Origin of the sequence: Arthrobacter sp. H35-D1, from assembly GCF_030063185.1 — a bacterium.
Lineage (GTDB): Bacteria > Actinomycetota > Actinomycetes > Actinomycetales > Micrococcaceae > Specibacter.
Genome location: NZ_JASISP010000001.1, coordinates 19,467 through 34,922 on the forward strand (window position 1 = coordinate 19,467; position 15,456 = coordinate 34,922).

16 protein-coding genes are annotated in these 15,456 nt (G+C 61.9%); 12 read left to right on the plus strand and 4 right to left on the minus strand.

Annotated features, from left to right (window positions below; genetic code table 11):
• Window positions 1-188: 188 nt before the first annotated feature.
• Window positions 189-1,643: a sulfatase-like hydrolase/transferase gene (locus QMG25_RS00085; protein WP_283456089.1), complete on the plus strand. Its 1,455-nt coding sequence runs from the start codon at window positions 189-191 to the stop codon at window positions 1,641-1,643.
• A gap of 108 nt (window positions 1,644-1,751) precedes the next feature.
• Here QMG25_RS00085 and QMG25_RS00090 read toward each other — a convergent pair whose 3' ends face one another.
• On the minus strand, window positions 1,752-2,483 hold the full coding sequence (locus QMG25_RS00090) for a FadR/GntR family transcriptional regulator (protein ID WP_283456091.1): 732 nt from the start codon (window positions 2,481-2,483) through the stop codon (window positions 1,752-1,754).
• 370 nt (window positions 2,484-2,853) lie between these two features.
• Here QMG25_RS00090 and QMG25_RS00095 point away from each other — a divergent pair, with 370 nt between their 5' ends.
• The 8 genes from QMG25_RS00095 (at window position 2,854) to QMG25_RS00130 (ending at window position 11,625) form a co-directional block, all read left to right on the plus strand.
• A complete protein-coding gene (locus QMG25_RS00095; RefSeq protein WP_283456093.1) occupies window positions 2,854-4,476 on the plus strand; it encodes an ABC transporter substrate-binding protein in 1,623 nt (540 codons plus the stop codon).
• A 133-nt stretch (window positions 4,477-4,609) separates the two neighbouring features.
• Window positions 4,610-5,566 (plus strand): ABC transporter permease, encoded by a 957-nt coding sequence (locus QMG25_RS00100; protein WP_283456095.1) that lies wholly within the window; start codon window positions 4,610-4,612, stop codon window positions 5,564-5,566.
• A 3-nt stretch (window positions 5,567-5,569) separates the two neighbouring features.
• Complete coding sequence (locus QMG25_RS00105; protein WP_283456097.1) at window positions 5,570-7,624, plus strand: dipeptide/oligopeptide/nickel ABC transporter permease/ATP-binding protein; 2,055 nt, start codon at window positions 5,570-5,572, stop codon at window positions 7,622-7,624.
• Window positions 7,621-8,448, plus strand: a complete 828-nt coding sequence (locus QMG25_RS00110; protein WP_283456099.1) for an ATP-binding cassette domain-containing protein — start codon at window positions 7,621-7,623, stop codon at window positions 8,446-8,448. Before QMG25_RS00105 ends, QMG25_RS00110 begins: the two co-directional genes overlap by 4 nt.
• Window positions 8,449-8,495: 47 nt before the next feature.
• Window positions 8,496-9,425 carry a dihydrodipicolinate synthase family protein gene (locus QMG25_RS00115; RefSeq protein ID WP_283456101.1) on the plus strand — a complete coding sequence of 310 codons (930 nt, stop codon included), beginning with the start codon at window positions 8,496-8,498 and terminating at the stop codon, window positions 9,423-9,425.
• 182 nt (window positions 9,426-9,607) lie between these two features.
• The gene (locus tag QMG25_RS00120; RefSeq protein WP_283456103.1) at window positions 9,608-10,540 is read left to right on the plus strand and encodes an ROK family protein; all 933 of its coding nucleotides are present in this window, start codon (window positions 9,608-9,610) and stop codon (window positions 10,538-10,540) included.
• A 31-nt stretch (window positions 10,541-10,571) separates the two neighbouring features.
• Window positions 10,572-11,258 (plus strand): N-acetylmannosamine-6-phosphate 2-epimerase, encoded by a 687-nt coding sequence (locus tag QMG25_RS00125; protein WP_283456105.1) that lies wholly within the window; start codon window positions 10,572-10,574, stop codon window positions 11,256-11,258.
• 115 nt (window positions 11,259-11,373) lie between these two features.
• Window positions 11,374-11,625 carry a hypothetical protein gene (locus tag QMG25_RS00130; RefSeq protein ID WP_283456107.1) on the plus strand — a complete coding sequence of 84 codons (252 nt, stop codon included), beginning with the start codon at window positions 11,374-11,376 and terminating at the stop codon, window positions 11,623-11,625.
• Window positions 11,626-11,698: 73 nt separating this feature from the next.
• Here QMG25_RS00130 and QMG25_RS00135 read toward each other — a convergent pair whose 3' ends face one another.
• The 3 genes from QMG25_RS00135 to QMG25_RS00145 form a co-directional block, all read right to left on the minus strand.
• Window positions 11,699-11,821, minus strand: coding sequence for a hypothetical protein (locus tag QMG25_RS00135; protein ID WP_283456109.1), 123 nt, complete (start codon window positions 11,819-11,821; stop codon window positions 11,699-11,701).
• Window positions 11,822-11,831: 10 nt separating this feature from the next.
• On the minus strand, window positions 11,832-11,978 hold the full coding sequence (locus tag QMG25_RS00140) for a hypothetical protein (protein ID WP_502866314.1): 147 nt from the start codon (window positions 11,976-11,978) through the stop codon (window positions 11,832-11,834).
• Window positions 11,979-12,424: 446 nt separating this feature from the next.
• On the minus strand, window positions 12,425-13,537 hold the full coding sequence (locus QMG25_RS00145; RefSeq protein ID WP_283456111.1) for a Fic family protein: 1,113 nt from the start codon (window positions 13,535-13,537) through the stop codon (window positions 12,425-12,427).
• A gap of 456 nt (window positions 13,538-13,993) precedes the next feature.
• Here QMG25_RS00145 and QMG25_RS00150 point away from each other — a divergent pair, with 456 nt between their 5' ends.
• The 3 genes from QMG25_RS00150 to QMG25_RS00160 all read left to right on the plus strand — a co-directional run bounded on the left by QMG25_RS00150 (window position 13,994) and on the right by QMG25_RS00160 (window position 15,441).
• Window positions 13,994-14,434 (plus strand): hypothetical protein, encoded by a 441-nt coding sequence (locus QMG25_RS00150; protein ID WP_283456113.1) that lies wholly within the window; start codon window positions 13,994-13,996, stop codon window positions 14,432-14,434.
• A 309-nt stretch (window positions 14,435-14,743) separates the two neighbouring features.
• Entirely contained in the window at window positions 14,744-14,986 is a 243-nt protein-coding gene (locus tag QMG25_RS00155; RefSeq protein WP_283456115.1) for a DUF2630 family protein, read from the plus strand.
• 86 nt (window positions 14,987-15,072) lie between these two features.
• Window positions 15,073-15,441 carry a DsrE family protein gene (locus QMG25_RS00160; RefSeq protein ID WP_283456117.1) on the plus strand — a complete coding sequence of 123 codons (369 nt, stop codon included), beginning with the start codon at window positions 15,073-15,075 and terminating at the stop codon, window positions 15,439-15,441.
• Window positions 15,442-15,456: the final 15 nt, after the last annotated feature.

Sequence of the window (15,456 nt, forward strand, 5' to 3'; positions counted from 1 at the left end):
TCCTTGCACCATTGGCTTTCGACGTTGTCACCGTTGTGGATGTTGTGGCCACCAAAAGGCGCCGGCACCGACCTCCAGTGGTCCTGATCCCGCCCGCTCCGGTGATATCCCGACACTGCAGCACGATCTGACCAGATCTTTCAGCAAGTCTCGACCCAATGGAACCAACATGCAGCAGGAGCCGACAAATGACTGAACAAAAATCCCCGAATTTCATCGTTGTCATGACTGACGACCAAGGCGCCTGGGCCCGCGGCCGCACCATGCCCGAGCTCATTACGCCCACGATTGATGACCTCGGGGCATCGGGGCATGAGCTCACTCGGTTCTTCTGCACCTCGCCGGTGTGCTCCCCCGCCAGGGCGTCCATGGCCACCGGTCGCATGCCGTCGGCCCACGGAGTCCATGACTGGCTGCGCAGCGAAAACAGCGGAGTCAGCACAGCCGGTGTCCACTACCTTGAGAACTTCGAAACCACAGCCGAGCTTCTGCACCGGTCCGGGTACACCTGCGCACACGCCGGCAAGTGGCACCTGGGCGATGCCCGCCAGGCGGCACCGGGCTTTCAGCATTGGTACAGCCACAGGGATGGCGGCGGCTCCTACTATGGGGCGCCCATGGTGGAAGACGGTATGTTGCACGACGAGCCCGGCTACATCACCGATGCCATCTCGGAGCATGCAGCAGGGATGCTGCGCAAGCTGACGGACGCGGATGAACCGTTCTTCCTGCAAGTGCATTACACGGCACCGCACAGCCCATGGACCGAAGGCAACCACCCGGCGGAATACTTGGACCTTTACGACGGGTGCGAGTTCCCCAGCGTGCCGCGGCTTCCCGCCCATGACTGGTTCAACTGGGAGCACGGAGACCTTGCCGCTGCCATGCGGGACCCGAGGGAGAATTTGGCCGGCTTCTGTGCATCACTGACAGCTGTCGACAAGGGCGTTCGCCAGCTCCTGGATGTTCTGGAGGACGCCGGAGCCAGGGAGGACACCTATGTCATCTTTACCTCGGACAACGGCTTCAGCTGCGGCCACCACGGAATTTGGGGCAAGGGCAATGGGACGCTTCCGCTCAATGTCTGGGACGAGTCGATTCTTGTCCCGTTCATCATCAACCGGCCCGGCACCATCGCGCCCCGCTTGGATGACGTCCTCACCACGGCAGCTTCCTTCCATGCGACAATTCTCGAACTGGCGGGGGCACCCAAACCCGTTGATCCGCTCATCGCCGGAGACTCCATTGCCCCGCGTTTTCTGGGAGCACCCGAGGAATGGGATGCCGCGGGAAAGGACTCGATCGTCATTTTCGACGAATACGGCGGCACACGCATGATCCGCACCACCACGCACAAGTATGTCTCGCGCCACGGCGATGCCCCCGGTGAGCTTTACGACCTCACAACCGATCCCGGCGAGTTGTCCAACGAATTCGAGAATCAGGCCTACGCGTCGGTTCGGACTCAACTGCACAGCCAGCTGGTGGAGTGGTTCCGGGACCATTCCGAACCCCAGTATGACGGCTTCGCCCGCCCGGTGACAGGCTTGGGCCAAACCTCCCCCGTGTGGACTTCCGACGACGATGCCCAGCGATATGTCAGCCCCGTGAAAGTGTCACGCCAGACCTCCCCCGGTGCTTGAACTAGAAACTGTGCATAAACAAGAACGACGCACGGAAGTTCAGTCCCGTGCGTCGCTGGCGGTTCGCGTCGCTGGTGGTTTACGCCGCCTATAGTTTTCCCGGTGGAATCAGTCGCATTCCACGAAGGCCTTGATCTTGGCGCGGATCCCGTCGAAGTGGCAGTTGAGCAGCTGTGCCGCGGTTGCCGCATCACGGGCGGCGACTGCCTCGTAAATCTTCCGGTGCGCAGCGGCAGTGTCCACCAGGTGCATGCCATCGGTACCGATCTCCACGTGGATCTTGCGGTAGACCTTCCAAAAAACACTCATGAGGCTCATCAACAGGTCGTTGCCGAGAGGTTCAAAGAGCAGGCGGTGGAACTCTGCGTCCGCTTCGGCGAATTGTTCCCCGCGGGCTGCCAGCTGTTCCATCTTCACCACGGCTGCGTCAATGAGCAACAGGTGTTCCTTCGAGACAACGGGGATGCTGGAACTGACAAGGCCGGATTCAAGGGCTTGCCGGATATCGACCAGTTGCAACGCCTCGAGTCCTTCATGGCGCAGCGAGAGGCGGCCACGGAACGTCAGCCCGTCGGCAAGCGCGTCAAAGTTGCTGGGTGCCACAAACATGCCAAAACCGTGCCGGATCTCAATGACGCCCAAGGCTTGAAGGACCTTCAGCGACTCTCGCAGGGTGTTGCGGCCAACGCCCAGGACTTCGCACAGCTCACCTTCGGTGGGCATGGGGTCCCCGGCATCGAGATCCCGCTCCAAAATGAGCTCCATGATGTCCGCTTGGAGTGCGCGAAGCCGTGCTTGGGCGCTGAAGCGGGCCTTCGGGGTTACCGTCGAAATGGACAACAAAACTCCTCAAAAAATGTGCGTCGCATCCTGCGCCTTTTGTCACTTGCTTGGTCATATTGCAGGAGACGTTCCCGCGCGCATGATCAAGCATGATTTCCGGCGAAGGGCAACCTTCGTGCCGTGGTCGCCACCTGTGCGTCGACGTGATTTCAATCATAGAATATCGGATGTCCGACAACTTGCCTAGGCAAAGCTGTTGGCCAGCGTTTGCGCCGAGTCGGCACAGCCGTGCGACGAAGCCTCGACCGAGTCCAAAACGAGATCAAAACTCCACTTGACCAACCGCTGTGATGGCTATTACAGTTTCACCATAAGCATCGGACGTCCTACCTCCGATAACTATTACACGAAATGGTGAGTCAACCGAATGAGCAATACTCTTCAGAACCTGCCTGTGACCCCCGCCTCGCGGCGGACATTCCTCAAGGCCGCCGGCGTCCTTGGTGCAGCAACCGCCTTCACCGCAACCCTGGCAGCATGCGGATCTTCATCCGACACCGGCACCGGCACCAAGAACACCGGCGAAGTCAACAAGGATCTCAGCATTGAAGCTGGCATCTCGTACTCACTGTCCACCGGTTTTGATCCCATGAGCTCCTCCGGCGCCACCCCGCTGGCGGCCAATCTGCACATCTTCGAGGGCTTGGTGGAACTCCACCCCGCAACGCGTGAACCCTACAACGCACTGGCTGCCGAAGACCCCAAAATGGTTGACGACAAGACCTACCAGGTCACCATCCGCGACGGCGCCACCTTCCACGACGGCACACCGGTCACCACCGAAGACGTCGCCTACTCCTTCGAGCGCGTGCTGGACCCGGCCAACCAGGCCCTGTTCGCACAGTTCATCTTCTTCATCGACTCCGTCAAGGCACTCGATGACAAGACCGTCGAGTTCAAGCTGAACACCGCATTCAACGGCTTCGGCCCGCGCATCTCGGTCGTCAAGGTTGTCCCCAAGGCTTTGGCCTCGAAAGACCAGAAGGCCTTCGACGCCAACCCCGTCGGCACCGGCCCCTACAAGTTCGTTTCCGCAGCCAAGGACGACAAGATCGTCTTCGCCCGCTTTGACGAGTACAACGGCTCCATGCCGGCGCTTGCCAAGGGTATGACCTGGTTCCTGCTCGCCGATGCCTCGGCCCGCGTCACGGCCATGCAGTCCGGCCGCGTCCAGGCCATCGAAGACGTCCCCTACTTGGACGTTGACGCGCTCAAGAACAAGGTTGACGTTGAGTCCGTGCAGTCCTTCGGCCTGCTGTTCCTCATGTTCAACCTGTCCAAGGCTCCCTTCGACAAGAAGGAAGTCCGCCAGGCACTGCACTACGCCATGGACAAGGACGCCATCATCAAAACTGCCCTGCTGGGCAACGCGACGGCAGCCACCTCCTACTTCCAGGAGGGCAGCCCCAACTACCAGAAGGCTTCCACCGTCTACGGCTACGACGCCGACAAGGCCAAGTCGCTGCTGGAATCGGCCGGGGTGAAGAACCTCAAGCTGACCCTCACCTCCACTGACACCGCATGGGTCAAGGACGTCATCCCGCTGATCAAGAAGAACTGGGATGCCATTGGCGTTGACACCACACTGCAGCCCTTGGCTTCGGCTGCCGTCTACGCACCCGACAAGGTCGGCGGCCTGAACTACGACGTCGTCGCCGCCCCCGGCGATCCGTCCGTCTTCGGCAACGATGCAGACATCCTGCTGAGCTGGTTCTTCCGCGGCGACACCTGGGCCAAGAACCGCTTCGCCTGGAGCGACACCGCCGAGTACAAGGAAGTCCAGGGCAAGCTCAACGAAGCACTGGCCGCGCCCGAGGAAGACGCCAAGAAGCTCTACAGCGAAATCATCAACATCATCGCTGAAGAAGCCCCGCTGTACCCGATCTTCCACCGCAAGCTGCCCACGGCTTGGGACTCCAAGAAGCTCGTGGACTTCCAGCCGCTGCCCACCACGGGCATTTCTTTCCTTGGAGTTGGCCGGACCTCCTAGGTTCGTTCGCTCTTACACAGACCAAGGGGCTGTGGCCCACCGGGCCATGGCCCCTTGGCCTGAAACCATTTTTCCTATGACGCAGCACACAGTCTCCCTCTGAAACGCTGCAAATAGAACCGGAGTAAGTACATTGGCAAACTTTTTGCGACTGCTGGGACGTCGGCTCGCAGCACTGCCGTTGATGATCCTGGGTGTCACCCTGCTCGTCTTCGTGGTGCTGCAGTTCGCTCCCGGCGACCGAGCCATTGCAGCGTTGGGCGAAGGTGCCTCCAAGGAAGCCTTGGCGCAATACCGCGAGGCCAACGGATACAACGACCCCCTTTTCATTCAATACTTCACCTACTTGGGCAAGCTCCTGACTGGCAACTTCGGTGACACCCTTCCGCCGGCAAAACCCGTCACCGAGGTTATTGCCGCCGCGTTCCCCGTGACGTTGCAGCTGACGTTCCTGGGCGTCCTGATTGCCATCGTCATCGCGTTGGTCTTCGGCGTGCTCGCCGCACTGTACCGCGACAAATGGGCCGACCAGCTCATCCGCATCTTCTCGGTCGCAGCCATCGCCACCCCGTCCTTCTGGTTGGGCATCCTGCTCATCCAGTGGTTCGCACTGGGCGACAATTCCTGGTTCCCCTCCGGCGGCCTCGCCAGTCCCGACGAAGGCTTCATGGGCTGGCTGAAGTCGATGAGCTTGCCGGCGCTGGCGCTTGCCATCCCGGTTTCCGCGTCGCTGATCCGCGTTGTCCGCACCTCCATGGTGGAGGAACTGGACCGCGATTACGTCCGCACCGCCATCGGCAACGGCGTCCCGTACACCACTGTTGTTTCGCGCAACGTGCTGCGCAACGCGCTTGTCACCCCGGTGACCGTGCTGGGACTGCGCATCGGCTACCTGCTGGGCGGCGCCGTCGTGATTGAAATGATCTTCTCACTGCCCGGCATGGGCCAGCAGATCCTCAACGGCATCACCAACGTGGACACCAACCTGGTTCAGGGCGTGGTGCTCGTCATCGCCGTGACGTTTGTGCTCGTGAACATCCTGGTGGACCTTCTCTACTTGCTCATCAACCCCCGAATCAGGACGGTCTAAGTCATGCGCAGCAAACTTGCCGAACGACTCAGCGCCCCGGGCCTGCGCTTCAAGGCCCTGTCGCTGGGTTCCAAACTGTCCCTGCTCTTCCTGCTCTTCATCGCCATTGTTGCCATTCTGGCTCCCTGGATCTCTCCGTACGATCCGCTCAACACCGGCGATCCGGCCCAGGCGCCCAGCTCCGAACACTGGTTCGGCACCGACCGCATTGGCCGCGATGTCCTGTCCCGCCTGATGTACGGGGCCCAGGCATCGCTGATGATCGGCCTCGGCTCGGTGGCCCTGGCCATCCTCCTCGGCGCCACCCTCGGCGCGCTGGCTGCGACGTCGTCCAAGGCCGTCAATGAGACCATCATGCGTGTCATGGACGTCCTGATGGCCTTCCCCGGCATCGCCCTGGCCGCGGTGCTGCTGACGGCTTTCGGCAACTCGGTCCCCACGATCATCATCGCGATCGCCATCATTTACACCCCGCAGCTTGCCCGCGTGGTGCGTGCCAACGTCCTGTCCCAGTACGGTGAGGACTACGTCCGCGCCGAGCGTGTGATCGGCGCAGGCCGCGCCTACATCATGATCAAGCACATTGTGCGCAACACCGCCGCCCCCGTGCTGGTGTTCGCCACGGTCATGGTGGCCGACGCCATCATCCTGGAAGCTTCCCTTTCCTTCCTCGGCGCCGGTATTCAGGATCCCGATCCCAGCTGGGGCAACGTCATCTCCTACGGGCGCAACCTGGTGCTGTCCGGCGGCTGGTGGGCAACCACCTTTGCCGGTCTCGTCATCCTGCTGACGGTGCTCGCACTGAACATCCTGGCTGAAGGCCTCACCGATGCCATGGTCAACCCGCGCATCAAGAAAGCTGCTCCAGTGAAGGACGACGACGGTTCGGCAGCTGCCGCTGTGGCGCTCGCCAAGGCTGATGCCGCTGCCCGCGCAGCCGTCGAAGACCCCTTCGCGGCCCTGGATGTGGAACTGCTCCGGCTCCAGGAAGTGGAGCTCTCACGCAGCGACCGGTTGCCCCAAGTAGGTGCGAACGCCCGTGTGATCCTCGAAGTCAAGGACCTCTCGATCCGCTTCCCCGGACGGTACGACCAGACCGCCATCGTGGACCGTGTCTCCTTCACCGTCCGTGAGGGTGAAACCATGGGCTTGGTGGGCGAGTCCGGTTGCGGCAAGTCCATCACTTCACTGGCTGTCATGGGCCTGCTGCCCAAGACGGCGGAAGTCACCGGTTCCATCAAGTTCGACGGCAAGGAACTGCTGGATCCGGTCGCCAAGAACAGCTCCGAGAAGGCCTACCAAGGTCTGCGTGGCGAACAGATCGCCATGGTCTACCAGGATGCGTTGAGCTCGCTCAACCCGTCCATGCTGATCAAGGACCAGATGTTGCAGCTGACCCGCCGCAATGGACGCAAGACACCGGCGGAACTGCTTGAACTGGTGAAGCTGGATCCCGTGCGCACGCTCAAGAGCTACCCGCACGAGCTGTCCGGCGGCCAGCGCCAGCGCGTGCTGATCGCCATGGCGCTCTCGCGTTCACCGAAGATTGTGGTTGCCGACGAGCCCACCACCGCCCTGGATGTGACAGTCCAGAAACAGGTTGTGGACCTGCTGAACGAACTGCGCGAGCAGCTTGGCTTTGCCATGGTCTTCGTCAGCCACGACCTCGCCTTGGTGGCCTCGCTGGCGCACAAGATCACCGTCATGTACGCCGGCCAGGTGGTGGAATCCGCACAGGCTTCGGCACTGCTGGCAAACCCCACCCACGAATACACTCGTGGCCTGCTGGGCGCCGTGCTCTCCATTGAGTCCGACGCCGCCCGGTTGCACCAGATCCCCGGAACGGTTCCTTCACCCCGTGAGTTTGCCTCCGGCGACAGGTTTGCCGGTCGCTCCCAGCGTCCCGACGCCGACCCGAACCAGAAATTGGCGTTTGTCCCCGTCTCGAGCGATGGCGTCTCGGGCGATGGCGTCTCGGGCGAGCACTTCTGGGCCAGCCACAAGCTCGACGATGCCCAGCCGGTTTCCGCCGGGGCAGAAACGGAAGGTGCCTCATGAGCAAGCTGACGGTAGAAGCTGCCGGACACGGCGCAACCCCTGTTATTGAACTCAAGGACTTGCATGTCCACCACCGGACCCGTTCCGGCGGGCTGTTCCACCCCAGCTATGTCAAGGCCGTCAACGGCGTGGACTTCTCCATCAGCCGCGGGGAAACCGTGGGCATTGTGGGTGAATCCGGCTGTGGCAAGTCCACGCTGGCCTCGGTGCTGGTTGGCCTGCAGACGCCCACATCCGGGGAAGTGTTGTTCCGTGGCAAGCCGGCCATCAAGCGCAACGCAGCGATGCGCAAGGATTTCGGCCGTTCCGTGGCAGTGGTCTTCCAAGACCCCTCCACGGCACTGAACCCGCGCATGACCATCCAAGACATTCTGGTTGATCCCCTGGCCATCCACGGCATTGGCAACAAGGCCTCGCGCCTGGCCAAGGTCGCGGAGCTGCTCTCCCTGGTTGGTTTGCCGCAGTCGGCAGCCGAGGTCACGCCGTCGCAAGTGTCCGGTGGTCAGCGCCAGCGCGTCGCCATTGCCCGCGCACTGGCCCTTGGCCCGGACATCATCGTGGCCGACGAACCGACCTCCGCACTGGATGTTTCGGTCCGTGCCCAGGTGCTGAACCTGCTCTCGGACCTGAAGAAGGAACTGAACCTGGGCATGGTCTTCATCAGCCACGACATCCAGACGGTGCGATACGTTTCAGACCGCATCGCCGTCATGTACTTCGGCCAGATTGTTGAAGAGGGCCCCGCGGCCCAGATCTTCGAGAACCCGGCCAACGACTACACGAAGAAGCTCCTGGGCGCCGCGCCCTCCCTCCTTCACCACTAAAACCCCCTGTTTTCCCTATTTATCAACACAATTTTGGAGTAATTCACGTGACTACCGTCGCTTCTCGTTTCCAGGGCGTCATCCCGCCCGTCTGCACCCCCCGCACCGCCGATGGCGCCATCGACGTCCCCTCCTTGGAGAACCTGACCCGCCACCTGATCGACGGCGGCGTCTCCGGCTTGTTCGTCAACGGTTCCTCCGGCGAAGTCACGCACCTGACCAACACCGAGCGCGACACCGTCATGACCACCATTGCCGGCGTCAACGCCGGACAGGTCCCGCTGCTCGTTGGTGCTGTTGAACAGACCACCAACCGCGTGCTGGAGGAAGCCGCTCGCATGGTCTCCCTCGGCGCCGACGCCATCGTGGCCACCAGCCAGTACTACGCCATCAGCAACGCCGAGGAGAACGGCCGCCACTTCCGTGCTATCGCCGCCTCCGTGGACGTCCCGGTCTTCGCCTACGACGTTCCCGTGCGCACCCACTTCAAGATGCCCACGGACCTGCTCGTCGAGCTGGGCCGCGAAGGCGTCATTGCCGGTGTCAAGGACTCCTCGGGCGACGACGTTTCCTTCCGCCAACTGCTGATCGCCGCCCGCGACATCCCGAACTTTGACATCTTCACCGGCCACGAAGTGGTTGTTGACGGTGCCATGCTCGGTGGCGCCCAAGGCATTGTTCCTGGCCTTGGCAACGTTGACCCGGCAGCGTACCGCCGCCTGTACGACCTCACGGTCGCAGGCGACTGGGCCGGTGCTGCTGCAGAGCAGGACCGCATCGCCGACGTCTTCAACATCGTCTACACCCCCAAGGCCGGCCGGGTGTCCGGAAACGCCGCGGGCCTGGGCGCGTTCAAGACCGCACTGATGCTCATGGGCGTCATCAAGACCAACGTCATGAGCACCCCCATGCTCTCCCTCGACGAGGACGAGACGGCAGCCATCAAGGTTATCCTTGAGCGCACCGGCTTGATCTAGTCCCCACACCCTCCCCAACTGAATCCGCTGGCGCGAATTCGGTTGGGGCCCCTCGGGCGCGTGGGCCCACCCACCCGCTCCAAGCTGCTTTGCCGTTGTCTGGCCCATCATCTGGTCCGGACAGCGGAATGGAAGCTTGGCTTTCTGCTTTATCTTCTCTCCACTGCTTTGAAGGAATGTGCATGCGGTACGTAGTAGGTGTTGATCTTGGCGGAACGAAGACCGCTGCCGGTGTCGTGGCAGAGGACCGCTCGGTGCTGTTCACCGAACTGATTCCCACCCTCAACCGCGACGGCGGGGAAGCCATCCTTGACGCCACAGCCGCGCTGGTTCGCTCGCTCGTTGAACGTGCCGCCGCCATGGGTGCCGTCGTTGACGCTGTAGGCGTTGGCTCCGCCGGCGTCATCAACGCCACCGAAGGCACCGTCATTTCCGCCACCGACGCCATCCTGGGTTGGACCGGAACTGCCATTGCCGCGGGACTGGGCGACAGGCTGGGACTTCGCTGCGCCGTCGTCAATGATGTCCATGCCCACGCTCTCGGTGAAGCCGCTCAGGGCGCCGGCGCAGGCAAGGACTCCGTACTGATGACAGCCTTTGGCACCGGTGTGGGCGGCAGTTTTGTGCTCAACGGGCAACCGCTGCTGGGCCATCACTTTGTGGGCGGGCACGTGGGCCACTTCGCCTCCCCCTACGCCGTGGATCGCGGCACTCCCCTGCCGTGCTCCTGCGGCCATGCCGGGCACGTCGAGGCCATCGCCTCCGGACCCGCCATCCACGCCGCCTACCTGCGTGGCGGCGGCAGCGCCGCTTTGGAAGACACAAAAGCCGTCTTTGCCTCGGCCAGGGCCGGCGATGAGCTGGCCCTGCACGTCATCTCCACGGCAGCCGCCGCCGCCGGGCAGGCAGTGGGCGGTCTCATCAACATCCTCGACCCTGCCGTCGTCGTGGTTTCCGGCGGCTTGGCGGATGCCGGCGAGCTATGGTGGGACACCATGGTGCCGGCCCTGCGCGCCGAATTGCTCGCCCCGCTGGCCTCGGTGTCGGTGGTCAGGGCAACGCTGGGCAACACGGCCGCAATTTTGGGCGCAGCCTCCCTGGTCCTTGCCCGCTAAAGTAGTTCCAATTCTTTCCCTAGGAGTCACCGTGACGCTGAAATTGACCAATCTTGACGAGCTTGCCGGCCAGCTTGTGGTGTCCGCCCAGGCGTACCCCGGCGAGCCGATGCGCGACCCGCGCACCATGGCCCAGGTGGCGGCGTCGGCCGTGACCGGCGGGGCCGCAGCCATCCGGGTGCAGGGCATCGCCGACATCCAGTTTGCGCGCGCCGCCGTGGAGGTTCCCGTCATCGGGTTGTGGAAGGACGGGCACGACGGCGTCTTCATCACCCCCACGCTGCGCCACGCCTTGGCCTGTGCCAGCGCAGGTGCCCAGATTGTTGCCATTGACGGCACCCGGCGCCCACGCCCCGACGGACTGACTCTGGCCGAGACCATTGCCGGGGTCCACGAAAACTCCAACTCCCTCGTCATGGCGGACTGCGGCTCGCTCGAGGACGCGGTGGCCGCCGTCGAGGCAGGTGCCGACCTCATTGGCACCACCTTGGCCGGTTACACGGGCGAACGCCCCAAGACCGACGGCCCGGACCTTGAACTCATTGCCGCCATCGCCGACGCCAAGCTCGGCAGGCCGCTGATCGCCGAGGGCCGCATCCACTCCCCCGCCCAGGCCCGCGCAGCCCTGGATGCCGGCGCCTTTGCCGTGGTGGTCGGCACGGCCATCACCCACCCGGCCACCATCACCGGATGGTTCAAGGCGGCACTCACCGACTAACGCGCCGGACGCGGTGATGCCGGGTTGTGGCCTTCGCCGCCAGCGGCAGGGAAACTGACCAGCGTATGATGTAGAACACTATTTCATTCGCGCTATTCCCGAGGAGTTGGCGATTGTGAAGGAACTGAGGAACTTGCCCCTTTGGGCGATGATTCTTTCTTTGTGCGTGGCCGCAGCGGCAGCAGTCTTTGTGGTTATGGGGATGGTCAACGCGTTCACGGGTGCCGGTGCGGATCTAGTGCTCTTCGACGCTCTGATTGCCGCGGCGCTGGCGCTCGGTGCATGGTCCATCGCAGTCAAGGGAAACCCCGCGCTTTCGCGCCGACGCAGGTCCGCCCCCAACCGTCGGAGCCCCACCCGCTGGTGACTTGGTAAGCCTTGGCAAACAAATGGATGTTGTTGCCGCTGCCGCAGGGTCTCGGAAGGCAACTTGCGGTGCGCTAGTCTTGCCCCATGGGGATGATCCCGGTACCCAGGACAACCCAGGGGTCTGTTTGCTTGGTGGGGCGGGCAGCACGCCACCCCACGGTGGTCACGGGTTTTCCAGGGCCGCCCGCACTCATCGTGTTCATACTAGGTCACGGCACCGGTGGGTGAGGTGATCGAGGTGATTTTCCCTGCCACGTCCCGGCCCAACAGTGTCAGTGAGCCTTCGCCGTCGAGGATTTCCACCGAGTTCCCGGCCGCGTCGTAGGTGATCAGTTCCGCGGAACCATCCACCGTGTCAACCCGGGTGGGACGGCCAGACTCATCAAAGGAAAGAGTCGCTGACCCGAGCGCGTCACATGGTAGTCGAAAATTTCGTAGGTCAAGATCTTACCGGCGGGTAGGTGTGGTGTTCCGATCAGCCATCCTTCGCCTGATCGTTTTTCCAAGTACGACGCCGAGGACCTCACCTAGGCCGTCTGCCACGGTCGCTGCAGCGCGGATGAGTTGACCTTTGAGCTCTTGAGCTCTTGAGCTCTTGAGCTCTTGAGCTCTTGAGCTCTTGAGCTCTTGAGCTCTTGAGCTCTTGAGCTCTTGAGTTCTTGAGTTCTTGAGTTCTTGAGTTCTAGTACAGATGTAGCGGGTTTTTCTGGTGGCCCTTCCTGGCCGACGTTCTAAGGCCTGTAGGGTCAATCCGCGCGGCTGGCCCCGCCATCACGCCCTACAAGCGCGACTATGGGCTAGGACTTCGCCCGGCGGCCAGCCCGTTTGGCAAAGGCATCGATGGCGTTCAGGATTTCGTCATTTCGCCAGAAAGGTCCAAGCCTGTGCTCTGCCTTTGACTGGAGAATTCCGGCCTCGACCAGAGCCTTCAGCGGCGGGTATACGTTAGGTTGCGCCACCCCAAGCTCCAACGCCACTGTAGCGGAGTCAATCACGGGTCGTCGGGCAATGACATCAAGCATTCGCCAGGCATTGCTGTTCTTGCGCGCCATGAGCTGGTGGGTCCAAGACTCTTGGATAGTCTCAATGTCCTGGACCAACTGGCGGGTGTTAGTGACAGCCCTCAACGCCGCGTTGGCAAAGGCACGAACAATTGGGGCGACTTCGCCCTCTCGATATGCGGTGAGTGCGCGGTGGTACCCCTCAATGTCGGCCAGTAAGCCTGCCGATACGGGGATGGCCACGTTTCTGGTGACGCCACGGAATCGCAGGATCGATTGCGCCAGTGCACGCCCTGTTCTGCCGTTGCCATCGGTGAACGGGTGGATGGTCTCAAATTGTGCGTGGCCCACGGCCACCGAGACCAACGCTGGAACATCGACTCGTGATGAAAAAATGACCAGATCATTGATAAGTTCGGGCACTCTGGTGTGTTGGGGTGCCACGAAGTCCGCACCAACGCGTGTATCGCTCCGTGTTCCGATCCACACCGGCTCATCTCTCCATTGGCCTGCCTGATGAATGCTTTGGTTCTCCATCAGCGCGCCGTGCATCTGGAGGATTGAATTTGAGGAAATACTTCCTGCCAGTTTCAAAGCAGCCGTCATGGCCCCGGTATTTGCGGCAATCAATTCTGCATTCCGGCTCTTCTTCAGTCCCAGTTCGGCGCTAAAGATGGCGCGTGCACTTGCCGTCAGGTTTTCTATCTGAGAGGAAGAAGCAGACTCTGATCTCAGTAGCACGGGTGCGAAAGTTGCCACTTTGTGCCCGAGTTCCGCGTCAAACCGCGTCAATTCGTAAACCGCTTCTTCGGCGAGGATCAGCGTTGCAGAGTCAGGAACAGGTGTTTCGTCGGCAATATTGCTAGGCAGGGCCGATTTGTAGCGTGAGTATGTGGCAGATTGCTGCATTCCGTAGCCAGCCGTAGCCGGAACCCAGTCTTGCTGTTCCCAATCGAGGCTGGGCCATCCGTGCTCACTCTGCGTTGAGGATGAGTTGGTACTCATAAAGCGGCCATCCTATTTTTATGACTTATCGAGTTACTCATAATAATAGTACATATTGTTACGAGTAACTGCTAGCGGGAGTTTCCGAGTTTTCTGGTGAAACGTGGCGTTGTGTTGTGTGATCACGCGGAAAATCATGTATTTCCTATATATGACTTCCGTCGTATCCAAGAAACAGGGAAACAAGACCTGCCCGTACGCCGTGGAATCGGCACGCATCGATGGAAAACCCCGCATCGTCTCCCAGACGTATCTGGGCTCCTCCGAGGAGGTTTTGGCCAAACTCGCCAGTGCCGAAGCGTCCGGCACCACGCTGCGCAGCGCCCACACACATTCGGTGACATCGCCGCCGTCTGGGGCATGCTCGGATCCCTGGACATCGCACAGATCATCGACGACGTCCTCGGCAGTACCGACCCGGTCAGGGGCATTAGCGTGGGCCAGTTCCTGGCCATCGCCGCACTGAACCGGGTCGTGGCCGCATGTTCCAGAGCGCGAATCGCCGATTGGTGGGCCACCACCGCCGGACCTCGCTTCACGAACATCAGTGCCGCGAAACTGGGCCACCGCCGCTTCTGGGACGCGATGAATCAACTCACCCCCACCCACCTGGAGGACGTCAGCGCCCGCATCACGGCCCGCATCGTGAAGGACCACGACCTGGACACCTCCACCCTGGCCCTAGATATGACCAACTTCGCGACGTGGGTCGATACCAACAACGACGCTGCTTCCTTGCCATCACAGGCACCCCGGAGCCCACCCGAGACGGCGAGGTGGCGCCCGGCTACGAGGGCATGACCGTGGTCTTCTACACACCATGATCCGCCCGGAAGCGTCATGGGTGAAGGTTGCTTCACCGAGTGAGGAGTTGTTGATAGCGGTGACCTCCCAACAGGTGAAGTTGGCACCAACCGTGCCCCCTGCCGGTCGGCAGTGGCTGCCGCGGCTGCCGTGGCAAGAGCTTGCACCCGACGGACCCGAAGCTGTCCAAGCAATCCTCGTAGCCGATTCTCCCCTCGCCGACGGGCCAAAATGGCACTAACGTAAAGATGGACGGCGCAAGAGCGACGGCGCAAGGCGAACCACACGACGGCAGGGAGATGCGCAATGGACGATCAACAGATACACCACAAGATCGCGGAACTGGTCAAGACGGAACAAGACCTGCGGGATTCCACTGCGGACCAGACCAAGCTGCCGGAGCGTGCCGCCCAGCTGCAGAAAATCGAGGTCCAGCTGGACCAGTGCTGGGACCTGCTGCGCCAGCGGCAGGCAAAGATTCATGCAGGAGAAAGTCCCGACAACGCGCAGGTGCGCCCCGCCAGCGAAGTTGAAGGTTACAGGCAGTAGACTCCATCGGCGCTCTGCTGCGAATGAACGCAGCAGCCAAACTTGAGGGGTTCCCGTGGACGGGGCCCACGTGAAAGGAAGCTCCCATGACAGCTGGGAATGAAGATGCGAATGACACACGAAATGGCCTGGTTTTTCATGGCTTCGGCGTAACCGGCGAGCAGGTGGCCGGTGTTTTCCGCAGCGCCCTGAACGCTGCAGCGGCCCTGCCCGCGGCCTCCATTGAAATTGTCATTCAAGGGAAGGCAGTCACAGCCTTGGCTGTGGACGGCGGTCTCTCAATCCCGGTATTCGACGCACAGCAGGCTGGCATTGCGGTCTTCGCCTGTGAAAACAGCATGCGAGCGGCGGCGCTGGACAGGGAAAACCTGCTGCCCGGGGTCGGAACCGTCCCGTCCGCCGTCCTGCACCTCGCCCAACGCCAGTGGGAGAACTGGGCGTACATCCGGCTGTAGGCCCCCGGCGCCTGT